The organism is Roseovarius ramblicola, assembly GCF_042430665.1.
GTDB lineage: Bacteria > Pseudomonadota > Alphaproteobacteria > Rhodobacterales > Rhodobacteraceae > Roseovarius > Roseovarius ramblicola.
Map to the genome: position 1 here is coordinate 61,532 of NZ_JBHMEC010000017.1, position 24,786 is coordinate 86,317.

The 24,786-nt window shown below is 69.5% G+C and carries 25 protein-coding genes; 13 read left to right on the forward strand and 12 right to left on the reverse strand.

All coding sequences use genetic code 11. The features are described from left to right. Positions 1–10: 10 nt before the first annotated feature. The 9 genes from ACFFU4_RS10925 to yajC are packed head-to-tail and all read right to left on the reverse strand — an operon-like array spanning position 11 to position 6,851. Positions 11–550, reverse strand: a complete 540-nt coding sequence (locus tag ACFFU4_RS10925; protein WP_377069802.1) for a DsbE family thiol:disulfide interchange protein — start codon at positions 548–550, stop codon at positions 11–13. After that, on the reverse strand, positions 543–701 hold the full coding sequence (gene ccmD / locus ACFFU4_RS10930) for a heme exporter protein CcmD (protein WP_377069803.1): 159 nt from the start codon (positions 699–701) through the stop codon (positions 543–545). The genes ACFFU4_RS10925 and ccmD overlap by 8 nt, the downstream gene beginning before the upstream one ends. Continuing rightward, entirely contained in the window at positions 698–1,438 is a 741-nt protein-coding gene (locus ACFFU4_RS10935) for a heme ABC transporter permease (protein WP_377069804.1), read from the reverse strand. The genes ccmD and ACFFU4_RS10935 overlap by 4 nt, the downstream gene beginning before the upstream one ends. A 16-nt stretch (positions 1,439–1,454) precedes the next feature. Next, positions 1,455–2,111, reverse strand: coding sequence for a heme exporter protein CcmB (ccmB, locus tag ACFFU4_RS10940; protein WP_377069805.1), 657 nt, complete (start codon positions 2,109–2,111; stop codon positions 1,455–1,457). Beyond that, complete coding sequence (gene ccmA, locus ACFFU4_RS10945) at positions 2,108–2,725, reverse strand: heme ABC exporter ATP-binding protein CcmA (protein WP_377069806.1); 618 nt, start codon at positions 2,723–2,725, stop codon at positions 2,108–2,110. The genes ccmB and ccmA overlap by 4 nt, the downstream gene beginning before the upstream one ends. Positions 2,726–2,782: 57 nt before the next feature. After that, positions 2,783–3,136: an Mth938-like domain-containing protein gene (locus ACFFU4_RS10950; RefSeq protein WP_377069807.1), complete on the reverse strand. Its 354-nt coding sequence runs from the start codon at positions 3,134–3,136 to the stop codon at positions 2,783–2,785. 3 nt (positions 3,137–3,139) lie between these two features. Next, positions 3,140–3,901 (reverse strand): TSUP family transporter, encoded by a 762-nt coding sequence (locus ACFFU4_RS10955; protein WP_377069808.1) that lies wholly within the window; start codon positions 3,899–3,901, stop codon positions 3,140–3,142. Next, positions 3,894–6,527 (reverse strand): protein translocase subunit SecD, encoded by a 2,634-nt coding sequence (gene secD, locus ACFFU4_RS10960; protein ID WP_377069809.1) that lies wholly within the window; start codon positions 6,525–6,527, stop codon positions 3,894–3,896. Before secD ends, ACFFU4_RS10955 begins: the two co-directional genes overlap by 8 nt. 42 nt (positions 6,528–6,569) lie before the next feature. Beyond that, the gene (gene yajC / locus ACFFU4_RS10965; protein ID WP_104017054.1) at positions 6,570–6,851 is read right to left on the reverse strand and encodes a preprotein translocase subunit YajC; all 282 of its coding nucleotides are present in this window, start codon (positions 6,849–6,851) and stop codon (positions 6,570–6,572) included. A gap of 218 nt (positions 6,852–7,069) precedes the next feature. On the opposite strand from yajC, the gene ACFFU4_RS10970 reads away from it, so the two are divergent. Beyond that, positions 7,070–8,716 carry a pentapeptide repeat-containing protein gene (locus tag ACFFU4_RS10970; protein ID WP_377069810.1) on the forward strand — a complete coding sequence of 549 codons (1,647 nt, stop codon included), beginning with the start codon at positions 7,070–7,072 and terminating at the stop codon, positions 8,714–8,716. A gap of 72 nt (positions 8,717–8,788) precedes the next feature. Next, positions 8,789–10,081, forward strand: a complete 1,293-nt coding sequence (gene serS / locus ACFFU4_RS10975; RefSeq protein WP_377069811.1) for a serine--tRNA ligase — start codon at positions 8,789–8,791, stop codon at positions 10,079–10,081. Between the two features lie 46 nt (positions 10,082–10,127). Here serS and ACFFU4_RS10980 read toward each other — a convergent pair whose 3' ends face one another. Continuing rightward, positions 10,128–10,712, reverse strand: a complete 585-nt coding sequence (locus ACFFU4_RS10980) for a MarR family transcriptional regulator (RefSeq protein WP_377069812.1) — start codon at positions 10,710–10,712, stop codon at positions 10,128–10,130. 99 nt (positions 10,713–10,811) lie between these two features. Here ACFFU4_RS10980 and ACFFU4_RS10985 point away from each other — a divergent pair, with 99 nt between their 5' ends. The 11 genes from ACFFU4_RS10985 (at position 10,812) to ACFFU4_RS11035 (ending at position 22,640) form a co-directional block, all read left to right on the forward strand. Further along, entirely contained in the window at positions 10,812–11,684 is an 873-nt protein-coding gene (locus ACFFU4_RS10985; protein ID WP_377069813.1) for a sigma-70 family RNA polymerase sigma factor, read from the forward strand. An 83-nt stretch (positions 11,685–11,767) separates the two neighbouring features. Further along, entirely contained in the window at positions 11,768–12,238 is a 471-nt protein-coding gene (locus tag ACFFU4_RS10990) for an OsmC family protein (RefSeq protein ID WP_377069814.1), read from the forward strand. 78 nt (positions 12,239–12,316) lie between these two features. After that, positions 12,317–13,129 (forward strand): TIGR00282 family metallophosphoesterase, encoded by an 813-nt coding sequence (locus ACFFU4_RS10995; RefSeq protein ID WP_377069815.1) that lies wholly within the window; start codon positions 12,317–12,319, stop codon positions 13,127–13,129. Position 13,130: 1 nt separating this feature from the next. After that, a complete protein-coding gene (locus tag ACFFU4_RS11000; RefSeq protein ID WP_377069816.1) occupies positions 13,131–14,042 on the forward strand; it encodes a DMT family transporter in 912 nt (303 codons plus the stop codon). 75 nt (positions 14,043–14,117) lie between these two features. Further along, positions 14,118–14,867, forward strand: a complete 750-nt coding sequence (locus ACFFU4_RS11005) for a YebC/PmpR family DNA-binding transcriptional regulator (protein WP_377069817.1) — start codon at positions 14,118–14,120, stop codon at positions 14,865–14,867. A 729-nt stretch (positions 14,868–15,596) separates the two neighbouring features. Beyond that, positions 15,597–17,402 carry a fatty acyl-AMP ligase gene (locus ACFFU4_RS11010; protein ID WP_377069818.1) on the forward strand — a complete coding sequence of 602 codons (1,806 nt, stop codon included), beginning with the start codon at positions 15,597–15,599 and terminating at the stop codon, positions 17,400–17,402. Continuing rightward, positions 17,399–18,364, forward strand: a complete 966-nt coding sequence (locus ACFFU4_RS11015; RefSeq protein WP_377069819.1) for an NAD-dependent epimerase/dehydratase family protein — start codon at positions 17,399–17,401, stop codon at positions 18,362–18,364. Before ACFFU4_RS11010 ends, ACFFU4_RS11015 begins: the two co-directional genes overlap by 4 nt. Beyond that, the gene (locus ACFFU4_RS11020; protein ID WP_377069820.1) at positions 18,354–18,620 is read left to right on the forward strand and encodes an acyl carrier protein; all 267 of its coding nucleotides are present in this window, start codon (positions 18,354–18,356) and stop codon (positions 18,618–18,620) included. Before ACFFU4_RS11015 ends, ACFFU4_RS11020 begins: the two co-directional genes overlap by 11 nt. After that, positions 18,617–19,837 (forward strand): serine palmitoyltransferase, encoded by a 1,221-nt coding sequence (gene spt / locus ACFFU4_RS11025; RefSeq protein WP_377069821.1) that lies wholly within the window; start codon positions 18,617–18,619, stop codon positions 19,835–19,837. The genes ACFFU4_RS11020 and spt overlap by 4 nt, the downstream gene beginning before the upstream one ends. A gap of 45 nt (positions 19,838–19,882) precedes the next feature. Further along, positions 19,883–20,827: a metallophosphoesterase family protein gene (locus tag ACFFU4_RS11030; protein ID WP_377070332.1), complete on the forward strand. Its 945-nt coding sequence runs from the start codon at positions 19,883–19,885 to the stop codon at positions 20,825–20,827. Positions 20,828–20,933: 106 nt separating this feature from the next. Then, positions 20,934–22,640, forward strand: a complete 1,707-nt coding sequence (locus tag ACFFU4_RS11035) for an ABC transporter ATP-binding protein (RefSeq protein WP_377069822.1) — start codon at positions 20,934–20,936, stop codon at positions 22,638–22,640. On the opposite strand, the gene ACFFU4_RS11040 is transcribed toward ACFFU4_RS11035, so the two are convergent. Then, entirely contained in the window at positions 22,627–23,796 is a 1,170-nt protein-coding gene (locus ACFFU4_RS11040) for a mitochondrial fission ELM1 family protein (RefSeq protein WP_377069823.1), read from the reverse strand. The two genes, ACFFU4_RS11035 and ACFFU4_RS11040, sit on opposite strands and share 14 nt — an antisense overlap. Then, positions 23,789–24,739 (reverse strand): lysophospholipid acyltransferase family protein, encoded by a 951-nt coding sequence (locus ACFFU4_RS11045; protein ID WP_377069824.1) that lies wholly within the window; start codon positions 24,737–24,739, stop codon positions 23,789–23,791. The genes ACFFU4_RS11040 and ACFFU4_RS11045 overlap by 8 nt, the downstream gene beginning before the upstream one ends. Positions 24,740–24,786 lie beyond the last annotated feature (47 nt).

Consider the following 24,786-nt stretch of genomic DNA (forward strand, 5'->3'; position numbering starts at 1 on the left):
ATCCGCGACGTCACCGCGCGCGCGCCGCCTCGATCGCCGGGCGGATGGTGCTTTCCAGCACCCGGTCGGTTATCGGCCCGGCAACGCGCAGCACGATCTCGCCCTTGCCGTCGATCACGTAGGTCTCGGGCACGCCGTAGACGCCCCATTCCAGCGCCATGCGCCCGGATTCGTCGGCACCGATCGCGGTATAGGGGTCGCCAAGCTCTTCAAGAAAGCCGAGCGCGTTGCCGGGCTTGTCCTTGTAGTTGACCCCGTAGATGGCAAGGCCCTCACCGGCGAGGCGCTCCAGCTTGGGGTGCTCCACCCGGCAGGGCGCGCACCAGCTTGCCCAGTAATTGACCAGGCTGACATCGCCCGCGCGCAGGTCGGCATCGCCAAAGCCCGGCTTGTCGCCCAGCGGCGTCACCGTCACCGCCGGGGCCTGCCGGCCCGCCAGCGCCGAGGGCAGCGAATTGGGATCCTCGCGCTGGAGCCCGATCAGCGCCAGCCCGGCGAAGGCGGTGAAGACCACCAGCGGCACGGCCATGAGCGGCGACAGTCTAGCCATCGGATTTCCTCCGCTTTTCAATCTCTTCCAACGCGGTCTTGACGCGCGCCGAGCGGCGCAGGCTGATCCAGACGATCACCGCCAGAAGCGCCAGCGACACGCCGTAGGAGGACAGCACCGCGCCCGCGTATTTGCCCAGTTCGGGGATCATGCCTGCATCCTTTCGCGGGCTTCGAGGGCGCGCATCCGCCTCGCCCTGATCTCGGTGCGGGTGCGCACCAGCACAAGCGCGACAAACAGCAGCACGAAGCCCGCCATCGTCACCAGCAGCGGATACCAGAACACGTCGGCCACGTTCTCTTCCTTGTCGAGGCTGAGCGACGCGCCCTGGTGCAGCCCCTGGTTCCAGAAATTCACCGCGTAGCGGCTGAGCAGCGCAAAGACCGAGCCGACGAGGCACAGGATCGAGGTGAGATCCGCCGCCGTGTCGTCATTCTCGATCGCCTCCCACAGGGCGATATAGCCCAGATAGAACAGGAACAGGATCAAGAAGCTGGTGAGCCGCGGATCCCACGCCCACCAGGTGCCCCACATCGGCTGTCCCCAGAGCGCGCCGGTGGCGAGCGCGATGAGCGTCATGACCATGCCCACCGGCGCGGCGGCGCGCGCGGCGAGCGCGCTGACGTGGTGGCGGCGCACGATCCACACGAGCGATGTCACCAGCATCATCAGCCACGCGTTGATCGCCATCAGCGCGGCGGGCACATGCAGGTAGATGATCTTGACGGTCGAGCCCTGCTTGTAATCGTCGGGGGTGAAGAAAAAGCCCAACACCAGCCCCGCCGCGAGCAGGACAGCGGCGGACCACGCGACCCAGGGCAGCACGCGGTCGGTGGTCTCGATGAACTTCTTCGGGTTGGCATATGTCCAGAGGGCGTTGAGGTTCATGGGCTGTGTCCGTCCGTCATCGCAGGTTGACCTTCAATACCGCAGCCGACGCAAATGGCAAAAGCGCGATCGTGCCGCAGGTGATGCCCGCCAGAAGCGCGAGCGGCGTGATCACGGCCAGCCCCTCGGCGCCGCGCCGCGCCACCTCGGCGCCAAAGATCAATGTGGGCACGTAGAGCGGCAGCACAAGCAGGCTGAGCAGCAATCCGCCGCGCTTCAGCCCCACGGTGAGCGCCGCGCCGAAGGTGCCGATCACGCTGAGCGCGGGGGTGCCCAGCGCCAGCGACAGCACCAGCCAGCCAAAGCCCGGCCCCGGCAGGTTCAGGAGCACCCCCAGCACCGGCGCGGCCAGCACCAGCGGCAGGCCGGTGGTCAGCCAGTGCGCCAGCGCCTTGACGCTGACGATCCCCTCCATCGGCAGGGGCGAGGTGGCCAGCAGGTCGAGGCTGCCATCCTCGTGGTCGAGCGCGAAGATACGGTCGAGCGACAACAGGCACGCCAGCAGCGCCCCCAGCCACAGGATGCCCGGCGCGATCCGCGACAGCAGCGCGCTCTGCGGTCCGACGCCGAACGGCACCAGCACCACCACGATGAGAAAGAACGCGAGCCCGAGGCCAAAGCCGCCGCCCGCGCGCACCGCGAGCCGCATGTCGCGGGTCAGCAGCGCGATCACAGGAACACCCCGTCGAAATCATCCAGTTCAAGCGGCGCGGCGCGATGGGGTGCAAGGTCGAGAACGCGCGCCTCCGCAAGCCCGAGGTCGATATGGGTGGCGATGAGCGCGGCACCGCCCGCTGCGAGGTGGCCGCGCACGGCACCCGCAAACATCGCCACGGCGTCCACGTCGAGCGACACGGTCGGCTCGTCCAGGAGCCAGACGGGCCGCCCCGTCACCAAGAGCCGCGCGAGCCCCAGCCGCCGCTTCTGCCCCGCCGAGAGCGCCCCCGCCTGCCGGTGCGCCAGCGGGGCGAGGCGGAACGTCTCGAGCGCGGTCGAGATGTCATCGGTGCCGAATACCTGCGCCCAGAACGCGAGGTTCTCGGTCACGGTGAGCGCCGCCTTGATGCCATCGGCGTGGCCCGCGTAGACGAGGCTTTCGGGTGCCGCCTCCACCTGGCCTGCGAGGGCGGGCTGAAGCCCCGCCACCGCGCGCAACAGGGTGGTCTTGCCGATGCCGTTGGGGCCGCGCAGCACCAGCGCCTCGCCGGGGCCGAGCGCAAGGCTGACCCCGTCCAGCACCGGCACGCCGCCGCGCGCAACGCCCATATCCGTGACCCGAAGCACCATGCGCCCTGCCTAGCCCAAAGCCGCGGGGGCGGAAAGCGCCAAAGCCTGCGCGCGATGTCACACCGGCAGGGCCGCGAGCGCCACGCGGCGCCCCTCGGACAGGAGGACGTTGTAGGTGCGGCAGGCGGCGGGCGAATTCATCGCCTCGACGCCCAGCCCCGCCTCGTGCAGCCGGTCGCGCAGCGCGGCGGGCATGTGCGCCGTCTCGGCCCCGGTGCCGATGAACAGCACGTCCACCTCGCCCACCAGCGCCAGCAGCGGCGCGGGATCGTCGTAGCCGCCCCAGCCGCGCGCCGAGGTGGCGGTGACCAGGATCGGGCCGTCGAACACCTCGCCCGCCACGCGAAAGAAGCCGGGCCCGTAGCCGTCCACCGGCGTCGCCTCCGACAGGGTGATTTCGGTCATGCGCATGGCTCAGCCTCCATTGCTCCAGATCGGCAGGCCGCTCAGCACCGCGAGGGCGATCACGGCGTAGGCCACCCAACGGTAGAGCCGCTCGTGGCGCGGGTCAAACAGCGCCTGGCCGATGAGCGAGGTGGTGATGTAGGGAATGGCCAGCACCAGCGCCAGCGCCACGATGGCCCAGTTGACCGCCCCCTGCACCAGCAGGTTGGCGACGATCACCACGTCGAGCGCGGCGAGGAACAGGATGGTGTTGGCGCGCACCGTCTGCGCCGCCGATTGCCCGGCGAGGTAGAACAGGATCACCACCGGCCCGGTCAGCCCGGTCAGCCCGCCGATGCCCCCCGAGAGCGCCCCGATGCCGGCCAGTTGCGGGCGGTTCACCCGGCCGGAGAAGCGCCAGCCCGAGACCAGCGCCGCCAGCGTCACCGTGGCGATCATGGCCACACACCAGCGGATCAGCACCGGGTCGAGCCGCGTGATCAGCCACAGTCCCAACGGCACGGTCAGCAGCGCCGCAAAGGCCAGCAGCCCCACCTCGCGCCGGTCCGCATGCCCCCATGCGCGCGGCAGAAGCGCCGAGGAACTGACCAGCCCGGTGAGCATGATGACCCCCACGACCACCTGCGGCGCGAGGAATATCCCGGCGACGGGGACGAAGATCAGCGCCGTGCCGAACCCCGAGAAGCCGCGCACGATCCCCGCCACCCCGATCGCCAGCATCAGCCAGGGCAGCCCCGGTGTCGCAAGCGCCGCGGCGAGCGGATCAGGCATCCACATTGGCGAATTGCGTGCCGGCGGTGGCGTCGGGCCTCGACCAGTCGCGCTTCACCCCCAGCCACATCAGGATGGTCGAGGCCACGAAGATGGACGAGTAGGTGCCCACGATCACGCCCCAGATCATCGCGAAGACAAAGCCCCGGATCACGTCGCCGCCAAGGAGATACAGCGCGACCAGCGCCAGAAGGGTGGTCACCGAGGTCATCATGGTGCGGCTCAGCGTCTCGTTGATCGAGATGTTGAGCACCTCGCGCAGCGGCTTTTTCTTGTATTTGCGCAGGTTCTCGCGGACGCGGTCGAACACCACCACCGTGTCGTTGAGCGAATACCCGACGATCGTGAGAAGGGCGGCGATGATCGCCAGGTCGAACTGGATCTGCAACTCCGAGAACACGCCCACCGTGAGCGCCACGTCATGCACCAGCGCCACCACCGCGCCGACGGCGAACTGCCACTCGAAGCGCAGCCAGATGTAGAACAGCACCGCCGCGATGGCGAGCGCCACGGCGATCACCGCCGCCTGGATGAGCTCGCCCGAGACCTTGGGCCCGACGCTTTCCACCGAGGTGAACTTGATGTCCGGCACCTCCGCCTGCAAGGCGGATTCGACCGCCCTGACCACCTCGGGAGAGACGCTCTCGGTGTCGTCCTGCGCCTGGATGCGGATCATCGCGACGTTCTCGTCGGGGCCGAAGGTTGGGTCGAACACCTCCGCAATGCTGATATCCCCCAGCCCCAGGTCGCCTACCGCGTCGCGGTACTGGCCGATGTCCACCGGCTCGGCGCTCTGCGTGCGGATCGTGGTGCCGCCCTTGAAATCAATGCCGAAATTCAGCCCCTGGATGGCGAAGGACCCGAGCGCCACCATGATCATCACGCCGGAAATGCCCAGCCACAGCTTCCACCGGCTGAAGAAGTCGATCGCGGTGGCCTGCGGCACGAGCCGCAGCGCGCGGCCCTGGAGCACCGTTTTGGGGCGCTTGCGCTCGAACCACATGACCGCGATCAGCCGGGTGACGAAAATGGCGGTAAAGATCGAGGTGATGATGCCCAGCCCCAGCGTGATGGCAAAGCCGCGCACCGGCCCGGAGCCCATGGCGTAGAGGATCACGGCGGTGATGAAGGTGGTGATGTTGGCGTCGACGATGGCGCTCATCGCCTTTTCATAGCCCAGGTCGATGGCGCGCGCCGCACCCTTGGCGGTCTTCATCTCTTCCTTGATGCGCTCGAACACCAGCACGTTGGCGTCCACCGCCATGCCGATCGTCAGCACGATCCCGGCGATGCCCGGCAGGGTCAGCGTTGCCCCGATGAGGCTCAGCAGCCCGAAGATCAGCCCGACATTGATGATGAGCGCGATATTGGCGAAGAGGCCGAAATTCCGGTAGGAGGCCAGCATGTAGGCCAGCACCAGCACGAAGGCCACGATACAGGCGATCTTGCCCGCCTCGATGCTGTCGGCCCCGAGCTCCGGCCCGACGGTGCGTTCCTCCAGGAACTCCAGCCCGGCGGGCAGCGCCCCCGCGCGCAGGAGAACGGCAAGCTGTGTGCTCTCCTCGACGGTGAAATTGCCGGTGATGATGCCCGAGCCGCCGGGAATGTGGCTCTGGATCACCGGCGCGCTGATGACCTCGCCATCGAGCACGATGGCGAAAGGGTTTCCAATGTTTTCAGCGGTGTAGTCGCCGAACTTGCGGGCACCGGTGGGGTTGAACCGGAACGACACGGCCGGCCGGCCGTTCTGGTCGAAATCGGGCTGGGCATCGACCAGCTCCTCGCCGGTGACGACCGGCGCGCGTTCGAGGATGTAATACACGCCTTCCTGATCGAGCGAGGGCAGGATTTCGTTGCCGCTGCCCGGGTTTTCATCGGCGTCGGAGGTGCGGCTCACCACCGGCTGGAAGGTCAGTTGCGCGGTGGTGCCGATCAGCTCCTTGAGCTCGCCCGCCGAACCGATGCCCGGCACCTGGATCAGGACCCGGTCGGCGCCCTGGCGCTGAATCGTCGGCTCGCGGGTGCCGGTCTCGTCGATGCGGCGGCGGATGATCTCGAGCGCCTGGCGCACGGTGCGCTCGTCGGTGGCGCGCTGCTCGGCTTCGCTCAGCCGCACGATGACATCGGCGCCCTCGGTCGTCACCGCGAGATCGGTGGCCCCCGCGCCGGTCAGGCTGGTGACCGGACGCGCCAGCCCGCGCACCAGTGCCGCGGCCTCGCCGGCCATCTCCGGCTGCTCGACCATGCGCACGCGAAGCTCCGCGTTTTCAGTGTCTTGCAAGCGGATCGCGCCGAGCCGGTCGCGTTCCTCACGCATGAGGTCGCGCACCTCGGGCCACATCCCGTCGAGCCGCGCCTTGTAGACATCGCCCACCTGCACCTCGGCCAGCAGGTGCGCGCCGCCGCGCAGGTCGAGCCCGAGATTGACCAGGCCGGAGGGCAGCCAGTCGGGCCAGAGCGCAAGCGCGTCCTCGTAGGACGCCGGGTCGGCGCCGCGCTCGACGGCGGCGGCGGCATCGTTATAGGTCTCGACCCGATTGTAGAACCCATTGGGCAGCGCCAGCAGCAGCCCGAGCGCGACAGTGCCCCAGATCAGGAGGCGTTTCCACAGGTCGATTTGCAGCATTGTCGCGCCTTTTCAATGGCTTGCGTTGGTCGGTGGCGGCCTTCAGCCCTCCGCCGGCTCGGTCTTGGACAGAACCTGCGCGATGGTCGAGCGCACGACCCGCACCTTGACGCCCTCGGCCAGCTCGACCTCGATCTCGCCCTCGTCCTTGACCTTGGCCACCTTGCCGATCAGGCCGCCTTGGGTCACCACCTGGTCGCCGCGCCGCAGCGCCTCGACCATCGCCTTGTGTTCCTTGAGTTTTTTCTGCTGCGGACGGATCAGCAGGAAATACATGATGACGAAGATCAGGATGAGCGGGACGAATTGCGCGAAGGCTTCCATGGGGTGATATCCTTGTCTGATGGCAGGGGCGGCCCCCGCGAGTTGACGCGGAACCTAAGGTTCGGGCCGCGCATTTGCAAGGCGCGAAAGCGGGGGCTGCAGCGCGTCGGTATTGGGTAGGTATCGCGCCGGTGCGACGGCGGGCTTGGGCATCGCGCGTTTCGCGGGTAGGTTGCGGGAAAGCGGAAGGGACAGACGGGTTGACGGGTGACGATCAGGTGACACTCACGCTGCCGATCTCGGCGCACGCGCTCGGCACGATCCTGTTCGTCGCGGTGGTCGTGATCCTCTCTGGACTCGTCTATCTGGCCACAAGGCAAGTCCGGCAAGAGGACGCTCCGAAGGACTGGCTGAGCACGATGCGCCAGCGGATGGGGCTGACCGGATTGCATCCCGGGCTGGTGACGGGTCTGGCCGTGATCTGGGGCGTGCTTTTCCTCGCACTGCTGGCGGGCATGTTCTGGGTTCTCTACGGGGTTGCTGAACGCGCGGCGGCCGTGACGGAACAGGAAGGTCGCGACTTGCGCTGGTACCTGCTGACCCTGACGGCGATCACAGCGTCGCTGGGGGCGGTGATTTCGCTGCCCTTCACCCTGATCCGCGTCGCGCTGAATCGCCGCCAGACGGAAACCGCCGAACAGGGCCACATCACCGACCGGATCAACACCGCCGTGCAGGGGCTGGGGGCGGAGAAGGTGGTCAAAGAGCGAGTGTTTGTGCCCATAGGTTCCAAATCGCTCGAAGATATTTCTCCCAGCGCCGAAATTGAAAGGCAGATTCGAGAACTACCGGTTCGAGGCACACGTGGCACTTGGGACCTGATTGAGACCACTCAACCCAACCTCGAGGTCCGCATCGGAGCGATCTACGCGCTGGAGCGGATCGCGCAGGACAGTGACCGCGACCATGTGCAGATCATGGAAATCCTCTGCGCTTATATCCGCCAGAACGCTCCGGCCCCGGCGGAGGATGACTGGCCCGAACTTGAGATGCGGGAGAGCGAGAATGACGGCCCGCTGGAGGCGGATTGGGAGGAGCGGCTGGAGGCGTTCCGCGAGGCGCAGGAGAAGGCCAAGGCCGGGCTGAAGGTCCGCGAGGATATTCAGGTGGCACTGACGGTGATCGGGCGGCGCAGCGAAAAACAGCGGCGGCTGGAGGCCGGGCGCGGGGTGGAAGCGGCGTTTCCCTTTGATGTGCCCTGCCCGGAGTATGACGGGCCGGAGGATGGGCATGACCAAGCGACGCTGAACACTTACCGGAAAAAGCTCAGAGAGTGGGAAAAGGCCCTGCGCGCCTACGACGGCTACCGGCTGGACCTGAGCGGTGCCGATCTGCGCGGCACCGACCTGTCACACCTTGACCTGAACGGCGCGCGATTGCACGGGGCGCGGTTGCAGGGGGCGGACCTCATGGAGGCGCGGTTGCAGGGGGCGAACCTCGGGGAGGCGCGGTTGCAGGGGGCGGACCTCGTGGGGGCGCGGTTGCAGGGGGCGAACCTCGGGGAGGCGCGGTTGCAGGGGGCGCGCCTCGTGGGGGCGCGGTTGCAGGGGGCGAACCTCGGGGAGGCGCGGTTGCAGGGGGCGCGCCTCGTGGGGGCGCGGTTCGATCCGGACACAGCCCTCACGGCGGCTACTCTTCGAGGTGCCGCCGTGAGGGCTGTGGATTTTACAAGCATACCACAGATCACCGGTCATCTGGAGGGGATATTCGGGGATGGGTCGGTGACGCTGCCTGAAGGATGCGATTGGCCCGCGCATTGGCCGCGGCATGAGCTTGAGTTCCGGAAGTTCATTGAGGAATGGCGCAAGTGGCAGGCCGATCGGGAGGGATACACCCCGCCCGACCCGCCGAACGCGGCGGGGTGAACCCCGCCCTACACCTCGGGAAAAAACTGGTGCATAAGCGCGCGTGAGACGATTCACGCGAGGGACCAATCCATGCACGACATCCGCGCCATCCGCGACAACCCGGACGCCTTTGATGCCGCCATGGCCCGGCGGGGGCTGGAGGGGGTCGCAGGCGACATTCTCGCGCTCGACGAGGCGCGGCGGGCGCGCATCCATGCCGCCGAGACCGCGCAGGCGGAACAGAACCGGGCGTCCAAGGAGGTCGGCGCCGCCAAGGGGCGCGGAGACGAGGCGGAGTTCGAGCGGCTGCGCGCGCTGGTCTCGGAGAAGAAGGCCGAGGTGGCGGCCATGCAGACGCAGGCGCGCGAGCTCGACGGCAAGCTGACCGAGGCGCTGATGGGCCTGCCCAACCTCGCGCTCGACGATGTCCCCGAGGGCGCGGACGAGGACGACAATGTCGAGCTTTACCGCCGTGGCACGCCGCCCGCGTTCGATTTCGCCCCCAAGGAGCATTACGAGATCGCGGGTGTCGTCCCCGGCATGGATTTCGAGACCGCCGCGAAGCTGTCGGGTAGCCGCTTCGTGGTGCTGCGGGGCGCGGTGGCGCGGCTTCACCGGGCGCTGGCGCAATTCATGCTCGATACCCACATCACCGAGAACGGCCTGAACGAGACCTGGACGCCGGTGCTGGTGCGCGACGAGATGATGCGCGGCACCGGGCAGTTGCCGAAATTCGGCGAGGACAGCTATCGCACCACCAATGGCTGGTGGCTGGTGCCCACGGCAGAGGTGACGCTGACCAACCTCGTGCATGGCGACACGGTGGAGGCGTCGAGCCTGCCGCGCCGCTATGTCGCCCACACCCAGTGCTTTCGTTCGGAAGCGGGCAGCGCCGGGCGCGACACCGCCGGAATGCTGCGCCAGCACCAGTTCGAGAAGGTCGAGATGGTCTCGATCACCCGCCCGGACGAGAGCCGTGCCGAGCTTGACCGGATGACGGCCTGCGCGGAAGGAATCCTCGACCGGCTGGGCCTCGCGTATCGCACGGTGGTGCTGTGCACCGGCGACATGGGGTTCGGGGCGCGGCGCACCCACGATATCGAGGTGTGGCTGCCGGGGCAGGACAATTACCGCGAGATTTCCTCGGTCTCGGTCTGCGGCGATTTCCAGGCGCGGCGGATGAACGCGCGGTTCAAGCCCGAAGGCGGCGGCAAGCCCGACTACGTCCACACGCTCAACGGCTCGGGCCTCGCGGTGGGGCGCTGCCTGATCGCGGTGCTGGAGAACGGGCAGCGGGCGGACGGATCGGTGGTGCTGCCCGATATCCTGGTGCCGTATCTGGGGGGCAAACGGGTGCTGACGCCCGACGGCGCGCTGGCCTGATCTTCATCTTTTCCGGAACGACTTCGGGAGGGGGACGGCCCCCGCCTTATTCCGCCGCCTCGCGCGGGCTGAACCTTGTGCAGAGCTGGCCGATCTCGAACGGCGCGAGGCTTTGCGCGACGCAGGCGCAATAGCCGCCGGCGCCGCGGGCATCAAAGTGGTCGCAATGGCCGCAGGTGCCGACGCAGGCGGCGCCGCGCGCGCCCGCGAGATGCGCCGACAATTCGGGCAGGATCCGCGCGAGCGCCGCGCGGTCGGCCTGCGGCAGATGGTCGATCGCCGCCATCAGGTGGCGCAGCGGGTCGGTGGCGAGTATCTCCTGGCCCGGCTCGGTGACCTCGAATCGCACGCTGCGCCCGTCGCTCTCCGACCGGCGGCGGGCGAGAAAGCCGCGCGTCTCCAGCGTCTTGATGGTCTGCGAGGCGGTGCCGCGCGTCGTCGCCTGGAAGCTGGCAAAGGCCGACGGCGTGCGCGAGGCACGGTTGGCGCGGGCGAAGAAGCGCAGCGCCGTCCATTGCGCCGCCGTCAGGCGCGCCGGGCCGCCCTCGTCGCCGCGCGCCGAGCGCCCGACATGCACGAGCAATTCTGCCAGCGTCGCGGGCGCGGCCTGGGTGGGATCGGAGCCGGTCATGGGTAAGTGATAGCGAGTCGAAACCGGTTTGACCAGAGCCGCGCGACAATATAGTTTCGAATCGAAATCACCTTGCCGCCGCAAGACCGGATCCGGACCATGAACAAGCCGCATTTTCCCAGCCGATCGCCGCGCGCCGCGGGCGCTGCGCGCGCCGCGGGCCCCGCCATGCTGAGCCGCGAGGAGGAGGCGCGGCTGGCGCGCGCGTGGCGCGAGCGCGGCGATGTGGCGGCGCGCAACCGGCTGGTCACGGCCTTTACCCCGCTGGTGCAGGCGATGGTGGCGCGGTTCACCAAGGGGCGCGCGCAGGACGATCCCGACCTGATGCAGCAGGCCCATATCGGGCTGATGCGCGCCGCCGACGGGTTCGACCCGGATCGCGGCATCCGGTTTGCCACCTATGCCGCGTGGTGGGTGCGCGCCGAGTTGCAGGATTACCGGCTGCTCAACTGGTCGCTGGTGCGGCGCGGACGGTCCGCGAAGGCGCGGCAGGCGTTCTACCGGCTGGGGCAGATCGAGACCTCGCTGCCGCGCCGCCCCGGCGAGGACCCGGTGGCGCGCGATGCGCGGGTGGCAACGGCGCTCGGGGTCGATTCCAAGGTGCTGGGCGAGATGCGGCGGCAGTTCGGGCACGCCGACAGTTCGCTGCACGGCCCCGTGGGCGAGGACGGGACCGAGGCGATGGACCTGCTGCCCGACCCCGACACCGATGTCGAGGCCGATGTCGCGGCCCGGCACGACCGCGCGCGGCTGCGCGCCGCGATGATCGGGCATTTCGGCGCTCTGCCCGACCGCGAGCGGCATATCGTGGTGTCCAACGTGCTGGCCGATCCGCCGCTCACCCTGCAGGAGCTGGGCGAGATCCACGGCGTCTCGCGCGAGCGGGTGCGGCAGTTGCGCGACCGCGGGCTGGAGCGGCTGCGCGCGGCGATGGGCGACGACGCGGCAAGGGGCGCGCTGATGGAGTTCTGAGCGCCGGCCGCTGCGGCACAATCGGCTTGCCCCCGGCGCGAAATCCGCGCAGGACACCGCCGGGACCGCACGGAATCGCAGCCATGAGCGAACACGACTATACCGCCCGCGTCGTCTGGACCGGCAACCGCGGCGACGGGACACGGCATTACCGGGGCTATGACCGGACGTGGAATGTGGAGACGCCGGGCAAGCCGGTGATCCACTGCTCGAACGATCCGCTGCTCGGTGGCGACCCGACCCTGCACAACCCAGAGGACATGCTGATCGCCGCGCTGTCGGCCTGCCACATGCTGTGGTTTCTCCACCTTGCCAGCGATGCCGGGATCACCGTCACCGCCTATGCCGATGACCCGCTGGCCGTGGGCGAGACCGACGCGGGCGGCGCGAGCCGGTTCCTGCGCGCCACGCTGCGGCCGCGCATCGCGGTGGTTGCGGGCACCGATCTGCGACAGGCGGATGCGCTGCACGCGCGGGTGCACGACACGTGCTTCATCGCGCGGTCGGTGAATTTCCCGGTCGAGTACCGCGCAAGGTATCGCGTCGGGACCTGAGTATTTTCGGAAAAGTGAAGAGCAGGGCACGGCATTCATCCGCTTGCCCTCGTGCCGCGCTGCGCCTAACAGGGGGCCATGAAGATACTGTTTGTCGGCGATGTGATGGGGCGCGCGGGGCGCGCGGCGGTGGCCGACCGGCTGCCGGGGCTGCGCGCGGACTGGGCGCTCGATTTCGTGGTGGTCAACGGCGAGAACGCCTCGGGCGGGATGGGCCTGACGGCGGCGCACGCCAAGGGGCTGCTGGAGGCCGGGGCCGACGTGGTGACGCTGGGCGATCATGCCTTCGACCAGAAGGACATGCTTCAGGAGGTCGAGCGCAACGAGCGCGTGCTGCGCCCGCTCAACTATGCCAAGGCCGCGCCGGGACGCGGCGCGCGGGTATTCTCCGACCGGCGCGGGCGCAGGATCCTGGTGGCGCAGGTGCTGGGCAACGTGTTCATGCGCCGCGCCTTCGACGATCCGTTCTCGGCGGTGGACGCGGTGTTGCGCACGCACCCGCTGGGCGGCGCGGTGCAGGCGGCGCTGGTGGATGTGCATTGCGAGGCCACTTCCGAGAAGATGGCGATGGGCCATTTCTGCGACGGGCGGGCGAGCCTGGTGGTGGGCACGCATACCCATATCCCGACGGCGGACGCGCAGATCCTGCCCGGCGGCACGGCGTTTCAGGGCGATGCCGGCATGTGCGGCGATTACGATTCGGTCATCGGCATGGACAAGGCCGAGCCGATGCGCCGCTTCATCGCGGGCATGGGCCGCGAGCGGTTCACCCCGGCGATGGGGGCGGTGACGCTCTGCGGCACCTATGTCGAGACCGACGACGCCACCGGGCGCGCTACGCGCATCGCGATGGTGCGGCAGGGCGGGCGGCTGCCGCAATCCGCCCCCTGAGATGGCGGGCCGCCTGCGCCTGACGGCCATTCTGGTGGCGATGGGCGCGGGCTGGGGCCTGTCGGTGCCGCTGGGCAAGCTGGCGGTCAGCACCGGGCATCAGCCCTTTGGCCTGATCTTCTGGGAGAAGGTGATCGTGGCGACGGTCCTGGGCGCGGTCTGCCTGGCCCGGGGCCGGTGGCCGGTCTTCGGGCGTGCCACGCTGGGGCGTTACCTGATGGTCGCGGCGCTGGGCACGATCCTGCCCGGCTGGGCCTATTACTTCTCCGCGCAGCATCTGCCGGCGGGGGTGCTGGCGATCCTGCTCTCGACGGTGCCGATGCTGGCCTTTCCGGTGGCGCTGGCGCTTGGCAACGAGGTGTTCCGGCTGGTCCGTCTCGGCGGGCTGATCTGCGGCATGGCGGGGATCGTGCTGCTGATCGGACCGCGGGCGAGCCTGCCCGACCCGGCGATGGCCGCGATCATCCCGGTCGCGCTGATCGCGCCGTTCTGCTATGCCTGCGAGGGCAATGCGCTGGCGCGCTGGGGCACCGCGGGGCTCGACCCGATCGCGCTCATCACCGGCGCGTCGCTGGTGGGGATCGCGGTGATGCTGCCGGTGGCGCTCGTGTCGGGGCAGTGGATCAACCCGCTGGCCACATGGGGCGTGGCGGAGGCGGCGCTGGTGCTGAGCGCGCTGGCACACGCGGTGGTCTACTCGGCCTATGTCTGGATGGTGGGGCGCGCGGGATCGGTGTTTGCCGCGCAGGTGTCCTATCTGGTGACCGGGTTCGGGGTGCTGTGGTCCGTCGCGCTGCTGGCCGAGGTCTATTCGGGGTATGTCTGGGCGGCGCTGGGCCTGATGATCCTCGGGCTGGCGCTGGTGCAGCCGCGGCCGCGCCTTGCCCGCCCGCCGGGCCCGTCGGCGGGATGAGCTTTGGGGCGTTGCCCCGCGCGGCCTGAGCGGATAAAAGGCGGCAGTTTTCCAGCATCCGATCAAGAGGACCTCATGGCCGGCCATTCCAAGTGGGCGAATATCCAGCATCGCAAGGGGCGGCAGGACGCCGTGCGCGCGAAGCTCTTTTCCAAGTTTTCCAAGGAGATCACCGTCGCCGCCAAGATGGGCGACCCGGACCCGGACAAGAACCCGCGCCTGCGCCTCGCGATCAAGGAGGCCAAGGCGCAGTCCATGCCCAAGGACAATATCGAGCGCGCCATCAAGAAGGCGAGCGGCGGCGATGCCGAGGATTACGAGGAAATCCGCTACGAGGGCTATGGCCCGGGCGGGGTGGCGGTGATCGTCGAGGCGATGACCGACAACCGCAACCGCACCGCGTCGAGCGTGCGCTCGACGTTTTCCAAGAACGGCGGCAACCTCGGCGAGACCGGCAGCGTCGCGTTCATGTTCGAGCGCAAGGGCGAGGTGAGCTATCCGGCGGCGGCGGGCGATGCCGACACGGTGATGATGGCCGCGATCGAGGCCGGGGCCGAGGATGTCGAAAGCAGCGAGGATGGCCATGTCATCTGGTGCGCCGACACCGATCTCAATGACGTGTCCACCGCGCTTGAGGCGGAGCTGGGCGAGAGCGAGTCGACCAAGCTGGTGTGGAAGCCCACCACCACCACCGAGATGGACCTCGAGGGCATGGAAAAGCTGATGCGGCTGATCGAGGCGCTGGAGGACGACGACGACGTGCAGCGCGTCACCACCAATTTCGAGGCGTCCGACGAGGTGATGGCGCAGCTTGCCGCCGAGTAGTGCCGCGGCGCCCCCGCCGCGGGGGCCGGGCAGACCGCCCGGCGGGCGGCGCATGTTACGGATTGGAAACCATTCGTTACACGGACTGCAAGATGTTGCCGATGCGGTTCCGGCGCGATTCCGGCGAGATTCTGGCGGCATCGGGCCCGGGCGCGGCGCGTGGGCGGGGCGCGGTCCGGCCCCGGGGGATGCTCCGGTCCGGCCCGTGCCGGGCCGGTGTTTTGCCGGACGGTGGTGACTTGAGCGGGCAGGGCGCGCGCGCCCGGGCGCGCCGTCGCGGCCCTTCGTGCGGACAGCGATGCCGGAGCGGTGCGCCATGGGCGGTGAGGCGCAGCCGGTGAAGCATATTTAGCCCTTGTAATTAAACACAAATATCAGGGCTATCCGACCCTTGATGCCCCCCCCGCGCCGGGCCCGTCACCACCACGGGGCGAGCGGTGCGCGCAGCGGGTGGGCGCGGGCGTCATGGTGCGGGGTGTCCCCGGCCCGCGCCGCGGCACCGGGCCGCCGATGGCGGCGCGTCATCGCGCCGGGCCGTCGGCCCCTTCCGGCCCCGGCAAACGCGCCGCCGCGCCCGCCCGCGGCCACGCGCGCGCGGGGCGTACCCCGCCCGGGGGGCCCGGCTTGACGCGGAACAATGGCTTGTGCCAGTAGATGCCGCCATGCGAGATACGTGGCATATCGTCGTGGATAACGAAGATATCCGGACACGAAACAAGGAAAATTGAGATGCAGGCGACAGGTAGTTCGCAGGGCCTCGCTTTGCGCAAGGCGGATTTCGCGACTCTCCGGGAGGCGCTCGACTATGCCGCGCAGGGCGAGACCGGCGTCAACTTCTACAACGCCCGGGGCGAGCTTTATGCAACCGCGACCTATGCGCAGATGCGCAGCGACGCGATCGCGCTCGCGCAGCGTCTGCTGGGGCTCGGCGTCGCGCCGGGCGCGCGGGTCGCGCTGGTCGCCGAGACCTCGCCGCATTTCGTGCGGTTCTTCTGGGCCTGTCAGTATGCCGGGCTGATCCCGGTGCCGCTGCCCGCGACCATGCATATCGGCGGGCATGCCGGGTATGTCGCGCAACTGCGCGGGCTGATCGAGAATTGCGAAGCGTCGGTGGCGATGGCCCCGGCGGAATGGATGCCGTTCCTGCAGGAGGCCACCGACGACATCGCGCTGGACTTTGTCGGCACGCCCGAGGCGTTCGACGACCTCGCGCCCGCGTCGCGGGACCTGCCGGAGATCGCGCCCGACAGCATCGCCTATATCCAGTACACCTCGGGCAGCACCCGGTTTCCGCGCGGCGTGGTGATCGATCAGCAGACCGTGCTGGCCAATATCCGCGACATGGCGGAGCACGGGCTGAAGATGACCCCCGAGGACCGGTTCGGCTCGTGGCTGCCGTTCTATCACGACATGGGGCTGGTCGCCTTCATCATGATGCCGATGGCGACGCAGCGGTCGGTCGATTTCCTCGGCACGCAGGATTTCGCGATGCGGCCGCGCAAGTGGCTGGAGATGATGTCGGCCAACCGCGCGACGATCACCTCGGGCCCGCCGTTCGGCTATGATCTGGCGGCGATGCGGGTGCGCCCGAGCGATGCGGAAAAGTGGGACCTGAGCGCGCTGCGCGTGGCGTGTGTCGGGGCCGAGATGATCAACCCCGAGCCGTTGCAGCGATTTGCCGAGGCGCTGGCCCCCGCCGGGTTCCGGTCGACCGCGTTCCTGCCGTGCTACGGCATGGCTGAATGCTCGCTCGGGATCAGCTTTGCCGGGCTCGACGAGGATGTCACCGTCGATCATGTCGATGCCGAGCAGATGCAGCATGACAGCGTCGCCACCCCGCTCGCGCCCGAAGAGGCGCTGAAGGACAAGCGGCGGGTGGCGCGCTATGTCGATTGCGGCGCGCTGCTGCCGAGCTTTGACATCGCGATCCGCGACGAGGACGGCGGCGACCTGCCCGAGCGTCATGCCGGTGTCGTCCATCTGCGCGGCCCCAGCGTGATGAGCCGCTATTTCCGCGACGACGCGATGACCCGCGAGACGCTGAGCGAGGATGGCTGGCTCAATACCGGCGATATCGGCTACATGGCGGAGGGCCGTCTGTTCGTGACCGGGCGCAAGAAGGACATGATCATCATTCATGGCCGCAACATCTGGCCCGAGGACCTGGAATACCTCGCCAAGACGCAGCCCGGCGTGAACTATACCGACGCCGCCGCGTTCTCGGTGCCGTCGGAGAAGGATCAGCAGGAGACCGCCGTGCTGGTGGTGCAATGCCGCGAGCGCGACGAGATCAAGCGCGCCCGCCTGAGCAAGACCATCGCGTCGCTGGTGCGGTCGGAATACGGGATCGACTGCGTCGTCGAACTGGTGCCGCAGCGGACGCTGCCGCGCACCTCGTCGGGCAAGCTGGCGCGGGCGCGGGCGCGGCTCGATTACCTCGGGCGGCGGCGCGCGGCGGCGGAGCGGGCGATCCCCGAGCCGATCGACGGCGCGGCGGCGGAGCACGACAGGGCGCCGATCCGCAACATCGCATGACCGCGGCGGTCGCCGTCACCGGGGCGTCCGGCTTTGTCGGGCAGGCGCTGGTCGGGCATCTGCTGGCACAGGGACGGTCCGTCAGGGCGCTGGTGCACCGGCAGCCGCTGACGATTCGGCACCCGGCGCTGACCACCGTGCCGGGCGGCCTGTCCGACGCGGGCGCGCTGCGCCGGCTTATGGACGGGGCCGCGGGCGTCATCCATGTGGCCGGGCGGGTGCGCGGCCGCGATGCCGCCGATTTCCTGCCGGTCAATGCCGACGGTGTCGCGCGCGTCGCGCGGCTGGCGCAGGAGGCCGCGACGGTCTCGCGGCTGGTGCTGATATCGTCGCTGGCGGCGCGCGAGCCGGGCCTGTCGCCCTATGCCGCGAGCAAGCGCGCGGGCGAGGACCGGCTGGCCGGGGTGAGCGGCGAGGGCGGCCTCTCCTGCGCGGTGCTGCGTCCGCCCGCGATCTACGGCCCCGGCGACCGCGAACTGGTGCCGCTCCTGCGGCTGATGGCGCGGGGGATCGCGCCGATGCCGGGGGTCGCCGGCGCGCGCGCCTCGCTGCTGCATGTGGATGATCTGGCGCGGGCCGCGGCGCGGCTGGCCGACAGCCCGGCGCAGGGGGTCTACGAGCTCGATGACGGCCATGACGGCGGCTATGGCTGGGACGAGATCGCGGCGATTGCCGGGCAGGCGGCGGGCCGCCGGCGCGGCGGCGTGCGGGTGCGGCTTCCGCGGGGGCTGATGCGCGGCGTTGCCGCGGTCAACCTTGTCGCCGCGCGCGCGCTCGGCACCCTGCCGATGCTGAGCCCCGGCAAGGTCAATGAACTGTTCCACCCCGACTGGGTGTGCGACAACACCGGCATAACCCGTGCCACCGGCTGGCAGCCGGAAATTTCCCTGCATGACGGGCTGACCCCTCTTCTCGGGGGGCGCACCGTCCAAACGCGCGAAGGTAGATCGAATGTCACATGAGCCCCGCGACCTGGATCAGGACATCCTGCAGATGCTGCTCAGGCGGCTTGCGCAATTTCCCAACAAGGCGGGCGAGATCACGGCGCAGACCGATCTCGCCGCCGACATGACCATCGATTCCGTCAACATGATGGAGCTTCTGATGGAGGTCGAGGACACCTACGACGTCAGCTTTCCGCTCAACATGATGGCCAACGTCAACACCGTTCAGGACCTCGCCGATCAAATCAAGAAACTGGTTGAGGACAGGCCATGAGCATTTCGGATCGTTTCGCCGAACTGGCGCAAATCCGCGAGTCGCTGGGGACGGTCGAGGCCGACCCGAGCCGCATCGTGATGGAGAAAATCCTGTCGCCCACCGAGGCGATCATCGGCAATCGCCCGACGATCCTTGTCGGCACCAACAATTATCTGGGGCTGACCTTCGATTCCGGGGTGCTGGAGGCCGCGAGTGCCGCGATGCACGAGCAGGGCAGCGGCACCACCGGATCGCGCATGGCCAATGGCAGCTTTGCCGGGCACGCGGCGCTGGAGCGCGCCTTCGCCGAGTTCTACGGGGTGCCGTCGGCGATGATCTTTTCCACCGGCTACCAGACCAACCTCGGGCTGCTGATGGCGATCCTGCGGCCGGGCGACAAGGTGGTGCTCGACAGCCACAGCCATGCCTGCATCTATGACGGCTGCCGCATCAGCGGGGCCGATTTCCTGGCGTTCCGGCACAACGATCCCGAGGACCTGCGCAAGCGCCTGCGCCGCATGGGCGGCGAGGCGGAGGGCGCGCTGGTCATTGCCGAGGGGCTCTACAGCATGCTGGGCGACACCGCGCCGCTGGCCGAGCTGTGCGCCGTGGCAAAGGAATACGGCGCGTGGTTCATGGTCGACGAGGCGCATTCCTTTGGCGTCTACGGCGAGAGGGGCCTTGGCCTGTGCGAGTCGGCGGGGATCCTCGATCAGGTGGATTTCATCACCGGCACGTTCAGCAAGAGTCTGGCCTCGCTGGGCGGCTTCTGCGTGAGCCGTCACCCGGAGATGCAGCTTTTGCGCTATGGCAGCCGCCCCTACATCTTTACCGCCTCGTCGAGCCCGGCCAATATCGCCGCCGCCCACGCGGCGCTCGATGCGATCCGCACGCGGCCCGAGCTCAAGGACAAGCTGTGGGCCAACGCCAACCGCCTCCACGACGGGCTGCGGGCGCTGGGATACGAGCTTGCCTCGACCGTCAGCCCGGTGATCGCGGTGCGGGTGCCCTCGAAGGAAGGCGGCGCGCGGCTGTGGAACGAGCTGCTGGAGCAGGGCGTCTACGCCAACCTGGTGCTGCCGCCGGCGGCCCCGGATTCGGCGGCGCTGTTGCGGTGCAGCCTGAGTGCGGCGCACAGCTTTGCGCAGATCGACGCGATCCTCGCGGCGTTCGAGACCGTCGGTGCGGGCGCGGGCGCGGACCGGGCCGCCTGCGCGGAGGCGGGCGCGCGCTAACCCCGACGCGGCGGGCCCCGGAGCGCACGAAGAGGGGTGGTGACAATGCAGGCCGTGACCGACCCGGAGGCGCGCGCAGGGGTGCTGCTGGCGCATCTGTCGGACCCGCACCTGCCGCTGGCGGGGCGCGTGCCGCTGCGCGCGGTTCTCAACAAGCGCGCGCTGGGCCTGCTGTCCTGGCGTCTCAGCCGGCACCGCCGTCACCGGCCCGCGATACTGGCCGCCCTCGTCGCCGACATGCAGGCGCATGAGCCCGACCTGATCGCGGTCACGGGCGATCTGACCAATCTCGGGCTGGAGGCCGAGTACCGCGCCGCGCGCGACTGGCTGGACCGTCTGGGCGACGCGCGCCGCGTGATGGTGATCCCGGGCAATCACGACGCGCTGGTGGCGGGGGCATGGCCGCGCGGCGCGGGCCTCTGGCAGCCCTACTGGCAGGGCGACGCCGGGACCGGGACCGCGGATGTCGCAGCGGCGTTTCCGACCTTGCGAAGGCGCGGGCCGCTGGCCCTCATCGGGGTGTCGAGCGCGGTGCCCTCGGTGCCGGGCCTGGCCGTCGGAGAGGTCGGCGAGGCGCAGATCGCGCGGCTGGGCGCGGTGTTGCGCCGGACCCGGGCCGAGGGGCTGTTCCGGCTGGTGATGATCCATCATCCGCCGCTGGCGGGCACGGTGTCGCGGCGCAAGCACCTGCGCGATCACGCGCAGTTCCGCGCCCTGCTCGAACGCGAGGGGGCCGAGATGGTCCTGCACGGCCACAGCCACAGGAGCCACCACCGGACGCTGGCCACGCGCGACGGGGACGCGCCGGTGATCGGCGTGCCCTCGGCCTCGTCGATGCACCACGAACCGGCGGCCTGCAACCTGTGCCGGATTGCGCCGGGCGATGCGGGCTGGCAGGTCACGCTGAGCGCCCGGCGGCTGACCGCGGAGGGCGGCGTCGAGGCGGGGCCGCACACCGCGATCACGATTGCCCGCGGGCACGCGGCATGACCGGTGCGGTCGCGGATGGCAGGCCGTGCGATCCCGTGCTAACGCACTCCGGCGACCGGGGGCCTGCCCGCCCGCGGCCACCGGGACAGTTGAGGAAAGACCGCCCATGCGCCTGATGATCAGCCTCTTCCGCGCCTATCCGATGGCCAGTTTCCTGATGGTGCTGGCGCTGTTCCTGTCGGGGCTGGCCGAGGGGCTGGGGCTGTCGGCGCTGCTGCCGATGCTCAAGATCGCGCTCTCCTCCGGCGACAATGCGGCGGTGGCGGCGGAGCCGCCCGGAGAGCTGGAGCAGGCGGTTCTCGACCTGCTGGCGTGGCTGGGCATTCCCGTCACGCTGGGCGCGCTGCTGGTGGTGATCGTGGTCGCCGCGTTCTTCAAGGCGGTGCTGCTGCTCGTCGCGCAGCGGCAGGTGGGCTACACCGCGGCGCAGGTGGCGACCGACCTGCGGCTCGAGACGCTGCGCAACATGATGCGCAGCCGCTGGCGCTTTTTCCTGCATCAGCCCGCGGGGCGGCTGACCAACGCGCTGGCCACCGAGGCCGAACGGTCGGCGCAATCCTACATGTTCGGGGCGACCGCGCTCACCTTTCTCATTCAGGCGCTGGTCTATGGCACCGTGGCGGTGCTGGTGTCGTGGCAGGCCACGCTGCTTGGCCTCGTCGGCGGCGCGGTGATCATCTGGCTGTCGCATTTCCTGGTGCGCGTCACCCGCAAGGCGGGCAAGAAACAGACCGACCTGATGGTGTCGCTGATATCGCGTCTGACCGACACGCTGCAATCGGTGAAGCCGCTCAAGGCGATGGCGCGCGAGCATCTCGCCGACCGGCTGCTGCACCGCGAGACCAACCGCCTCAACAAGGCGCTGCGCCGTCAGGTGCTGGCGAGCGCGGGGCTGAATTCCGGGCAGGACCTGATGTTCGTGATGGTGATCGCCTTCGGCCTCTACCTGGCGCTCGGCATCCTGTCGATGGAGTTCGCCACCGTGCTCATCCTCGCGGTGACGCTGGGCCGGGCCTTCAATTTCATGGGAAAGGTGCAGAAGCAGTATCAGAAACTTGCGCAGAGCGAGAGCGCCTACTGGTCCCTCAGGGAGACCAACCGCCGGGCCGAGGCCGAGCGCGAGCATCCGGGCGGTCATGTCACCCCGACCCTCGGCACCGGCATCGCGCTGCGCGACATCCGGTTTTCCTATGACGGAACGCCGATCTTCGACGGGCTCGATCTGGACATCCCGGCGCACCGGATGACCACGCTGGTGGGTCCGTCGGGCAGCGGCAAGACCACCGTCATCGACCTGGTCATCGGGCTGTTGCGGCCCGATCGCGGCGCGGTCAGCATCGACGGGGTACCGTTCGCGGATATCGACCTGACCGCGTGGCGCGGGATGGTGGGATACGTGCCGCAGGAGACCGTGCTCTTGCATGACACCATCCTGCACAATGTCACGCTCGGCGATCCCGGGGTGGCGGAGGAGCGCGTCGAGGAGGCGCTGAAAAAGGCCGGGGCATGGGGATTCGTCGCCAGCCTGCCCGAGGGCATTCACACCATGGTCGGCGAGCGGGGCGGGCGGCTGTCGGGCGGGCAGCGGCAGCGCATCGCCATCGCCCGCGCGCTGATCAACGATCCCAAGCTGCTGATCCTCGACGAGGCGACCAGCGCGCTCGACCCCGAGAGCGAGGCGGCCATCATCGCCACGCTGCGCGCGTTGCGCCAGCAGGTGACGATCCTGGCGATCACCCATAACAGCCGCCTCTCGGATGCCGCGGATATCGTGCACCGGCTGGCACCGGGGGCCGGGGTCAGGGCGGGCTGACCGGCCCGGTCTCGCGGTGCGCGCCGGGCGGCTCCACGCCCATCAGGTCGCCGATCCGGGCGAGGGCGCGCGCCATGTCGTCCGGCGGCGGCGCTTGCCGCGGCGCCGGCAGCGGATCGCCCAGCCAGACCATGCGGCCCGAGCGCACGAGCCGCAGGTGCATCCGGCTGATGTCGCGCGACAGGTGCTTCCAGCCCCAGCGCATCAGCGCGCGGTAGGCCAGCGCGCCGGGCGCGATATCCGGGCGGTCGCGATCATCCCGCGCGACGGCGCGCGCCGCGTCCGCCCCGCCGCGCGCCAGCGCCATGTCGCGGCGCATGCCCAGGCCGCCCGCCCCGGTATCGAACATGTGCACGGGTTTGCCGGTGGCGTGGGCCTCCGACAGCATCGAGATGCTGTCGGCGGTGACGATGACCTCGTCCGCCAGCGCCAGGAAGCCGAGATAGGGGTTGTCGGGATCGTCGGGTTTCCAGCGATAAAGCTGCATCGGCACCGCGTCCTGCGCGGCAAAGGCGTCGATGGCGCAGCGCGGGGTGCGGGCGCTGGAACTGACCAGGATCGAGCCGCCGCGCTGCCGCGCCAGCGCCAGCGTGTCGCGCACCAGCCGCGCGGCGGCGCGCGGACCGAAGGCATAGGGCCCGCTCGTGCCGCCGATATTCACCGTCAGATAGGGCCGCGGCAGATGCCCGAGGGCAGGCCCCCAGCGGGCCGCGGCCCCGGCCAGCGGACCGGGGGCCAGCGGGTGCAGCGGCAGGGCGTTGCGCAGCACGTTGGGCCGGTCCGGGACGCGGTATTGCGGCGTGGTGATCACCAGGTCGAAATGCGCCGGGTCGGACCACAGGCGGCCCAGAAACACCAGCCGCGTGCGCCCCCCCGATTGCGCGCGCACCCAGCGCGCCACCGGCTCGTTGCGCATCCCCATCGACAGCAGCAGGTCGGGCCAGGGCGGGGCCAGCGCGTCCGAGCGCGCCGGGTCGATCCCGCGCAGGTCGCTGCCGCGCAGCAGGGTGGTGCGCATCTCGAACCTGCGGTAGTGCAGGGTCTTGATCTCGAACGGCCAGCCCAGCGCCTGCGCGAGGGCGCGCAACTGCGTCTTTTCGCCGGAGCGATGGGAATCCACCACCCAGACACGGGGAAGGCGGCCCGGCTCAGACATCGCCGGGCGCGCGCTTGCGGGGGGCCTTGGGCCAGCGCCGTTTCAGGCAGACCCATTCGCCGGGATATTCCCGGATCCACGCCTCGAACCGGGCGTTGAGCTGGCGGGTCAGATCGGTGATCCGCGCGGCGCGCGGCGCGTCCGGGTCGGTCGGGGTGAGCGGCGCGTCCACCTCGATCCGGAACCGGTGATCCGGCAGCCGCACGGTGCGGATGGGCAGCAGCGGATGGCCGCGCACGGCCAGCATGGCGGGCAATGTGCTGGTCGGCGTGGGCACACCGAAGAACGGCACCGTTTCTCCCTGATCGACGCGGGTGTCGAAGGCCCCGCCGACCGACCGCCCGGCCGCCAGTTCGCGCAGGAACGCGCGCGCGCCGCCGGCGCTCGGCACCAGCGGTCCGCCGAAGGCGCGGCGCCGCGCCAGAAAGAAGCGACGCAGCCAGGGGTTGGGCTCCTGCGCGTAGATGACCGATATCACGATGCCGGTCTCGCGCCCGACCAGGTTGCAAAGCTGCCAGGCGCCGACATGCGCCGTGGCAAACACCACCGCCTCCTTGCGGGCGATGATGTCCTGCGCCTCGGGGTGGATGGAAAACTCCAGATACCTGTCGCGCCGCCGCCACAGCCGCCCGAGCAGGAAAAGCTCTGCCGCCGCCAGCCCGGTGGCGCGAAAGACTTGCCGCGCCACGGTGTCGCGGGCGCTCTCGCCGGCCTGAGGCAGGACCACGGCCATGTTGCGGCGCACGATCCGGCGTTTCTGGGCGTTGCGATAGCCGAACCCGCCGATCAGCCGCGCGAACAGCCCGGCGACCACCGGATAGGGCATCACCCGGGCGACGCCCAGCAGGACGTGGAACACCGACGCCTCGATCAGCCAGATCGGCGTCTGCACCCATTGAAGCCGGTTCATCAGCCGCTTGGGCAACAAATAATACTTGGCCATCGACAGACCCCGACCCGGAGCGGCGGCATGGAGGCGAACGACGCAGG

Coding starts and splice junctions, on each gene's coding strand:
- ACFFU4_RS10925 (WP_377069802.1), bottom strand. CDS start 550: ATGGCTAGACTGTCGCCGCTCATGGCCGTGCCGCTGGTGGTCTTCACC.
- ccmD (WP_377069803.1), bottom strand. CDS start 701: ATGATCCCCGAACTGGGCAAATACGCGGGCGCGGTGCTGTCCTCCTAC.
- ACFFU4_RS10935 (WP_377069804.1), bottom strand. CDS start 1,438: ATGAACCTCAACGCCCTCTGGACATATGCCAACCCGAAGAAGTTCATC.
- ccmA (WP_377069806.1), bottom strand. CDS start 2,725: ATGGTGCTTCGGGTCACGGATATGGGCGTTGCGCGCGGCGGCGTGCCG.
- ACFFU4_RS10950 (WP_377069807.1), bottom strand. CDS start 3,136: ATGCGCATGACCGAAATCACCCTGTCGGAGGCGACGCCGGTGGACGGC.
- ACFFU4_RS10955 (WP_377069808.1), bottom strand. CDS start 3,901: ATGCCTGATCCGCTCGCCGCGGCGCTTGCGACACCGGGGCTGCCCTGG.
- secD (WP_377069809.1), bottom strand. CDS start 6,527: ATGCTGCAAATCGACCTGTGGAAACGCCTCCTGATCTGGGGCACTGTC.
- yajC (WP_104017054.1), bottom strand. CDS start 6,851: ATGGAAGCCTTCGCGCAATTCGTCCCGCTCATCCTGATCTTCGTCATC.
- serS (WP_377069811.1), top strand. CDS start 8,789: ATGCACGACATCCGCGCCATCCGCGACAACCCGGACGCCTTTGATGCC.
- ACFFU4_RS10980 (WP_377069812.1), bottom strand. CDS start 10,712: ATGACCGGCTCCGATCCCACCCAGGCCGCGCCCGCGACGCTGGCAGAA.
- ACFFU4_RS10985 (WP_377069813.1), top strand. CDS start 10,812: ATGAACAAGCCGCATTTTCCCAGCCGATCGCCGCGCGCCGCGGGCGCT.
- ACFFU4_RS10990 (WP_377069814.1), top strand. CDS start 11,768: ATGAGCGAACACGACTATACCGCCCGCGTCGTCTGGACCGGCAACCGC.
- ACFFU4_RS10995 (WP_377069815.1), top strand. CDS start 12,317: ATGAAGATACTGTTTGTCGGCGATGTGATGGGGCGCGCGGGGCGCGCG.
- ACFFU4_RS11000 (WP_377069816.1), top strand. CDS start 13,131: ATGGCGGGCCGCCTGCGCCTGACGGCCATTCTGGTGGCGATGGGCGCG.
- ACFFU4_RS11005 (WP_377069817.1), top strand. CDS start 14,118: ATGGCCGGCCATTCCAAGTGGGCGAATATCCAGCATCGCAAGGGGCGG.
- ACFFU4_RS11010 (WP_377069818.1), top strand. CDS start 15,597: ATGCAGGCGACAGGTAGTTCGCAGGGCCTCGCTTTGCGCAAGGCGGAT.
- ACFFU4_RS11015 (WP_377069819.1), top strand. CDS start 17,399: ATGACCGCGGCGGTCGCCGTCACCGGGGCGTCCGGCTTTGTCGGGCAG.
- ACFFU4_RS11020 (WP_377069820.1), top strand. CDS start 18,354: ATGTCACATGAGCCCCGCGACCTGGATCAGGACATCCTGCAGATGCTG.
- spt (WP_377069821.1), top strand. CDS start 18,617: ATGAGCATTTCGGATCGTTTCGCCGAACTGGCGCAAATCCGCGAGTCG.
- ACFFU4_RS11030 (WP_377070332.1), top strand. CDS start 19,883: ATGCAGGCCGTGACCGACCCGGAGGCGCGCGCAGGGGTGCTGCTGGCG.
- ACFFU4_RS11035 (WP_377069822.1), top strand. CDS start 20,934: ATGCGCCTGATGATCAGCCTCTTCCGCGCCTATCCGATGGCCAGTTTC.
- ACFFU4_RS11040 (WP_377069823.1), bottom strand. CDS start 23,796: ATGTCTGAGCCGGGCCGCCTTCCCCGTGTCTGGGTGGTGGATTCCCAT.
- ACFFU4_RS11045 (WP_377069824.1), bottom strand. CDS start 24,739: ATGGCCAAGTATTATTTGTTGCCCAAGCGGCTGATGAACCGGCTTCAA.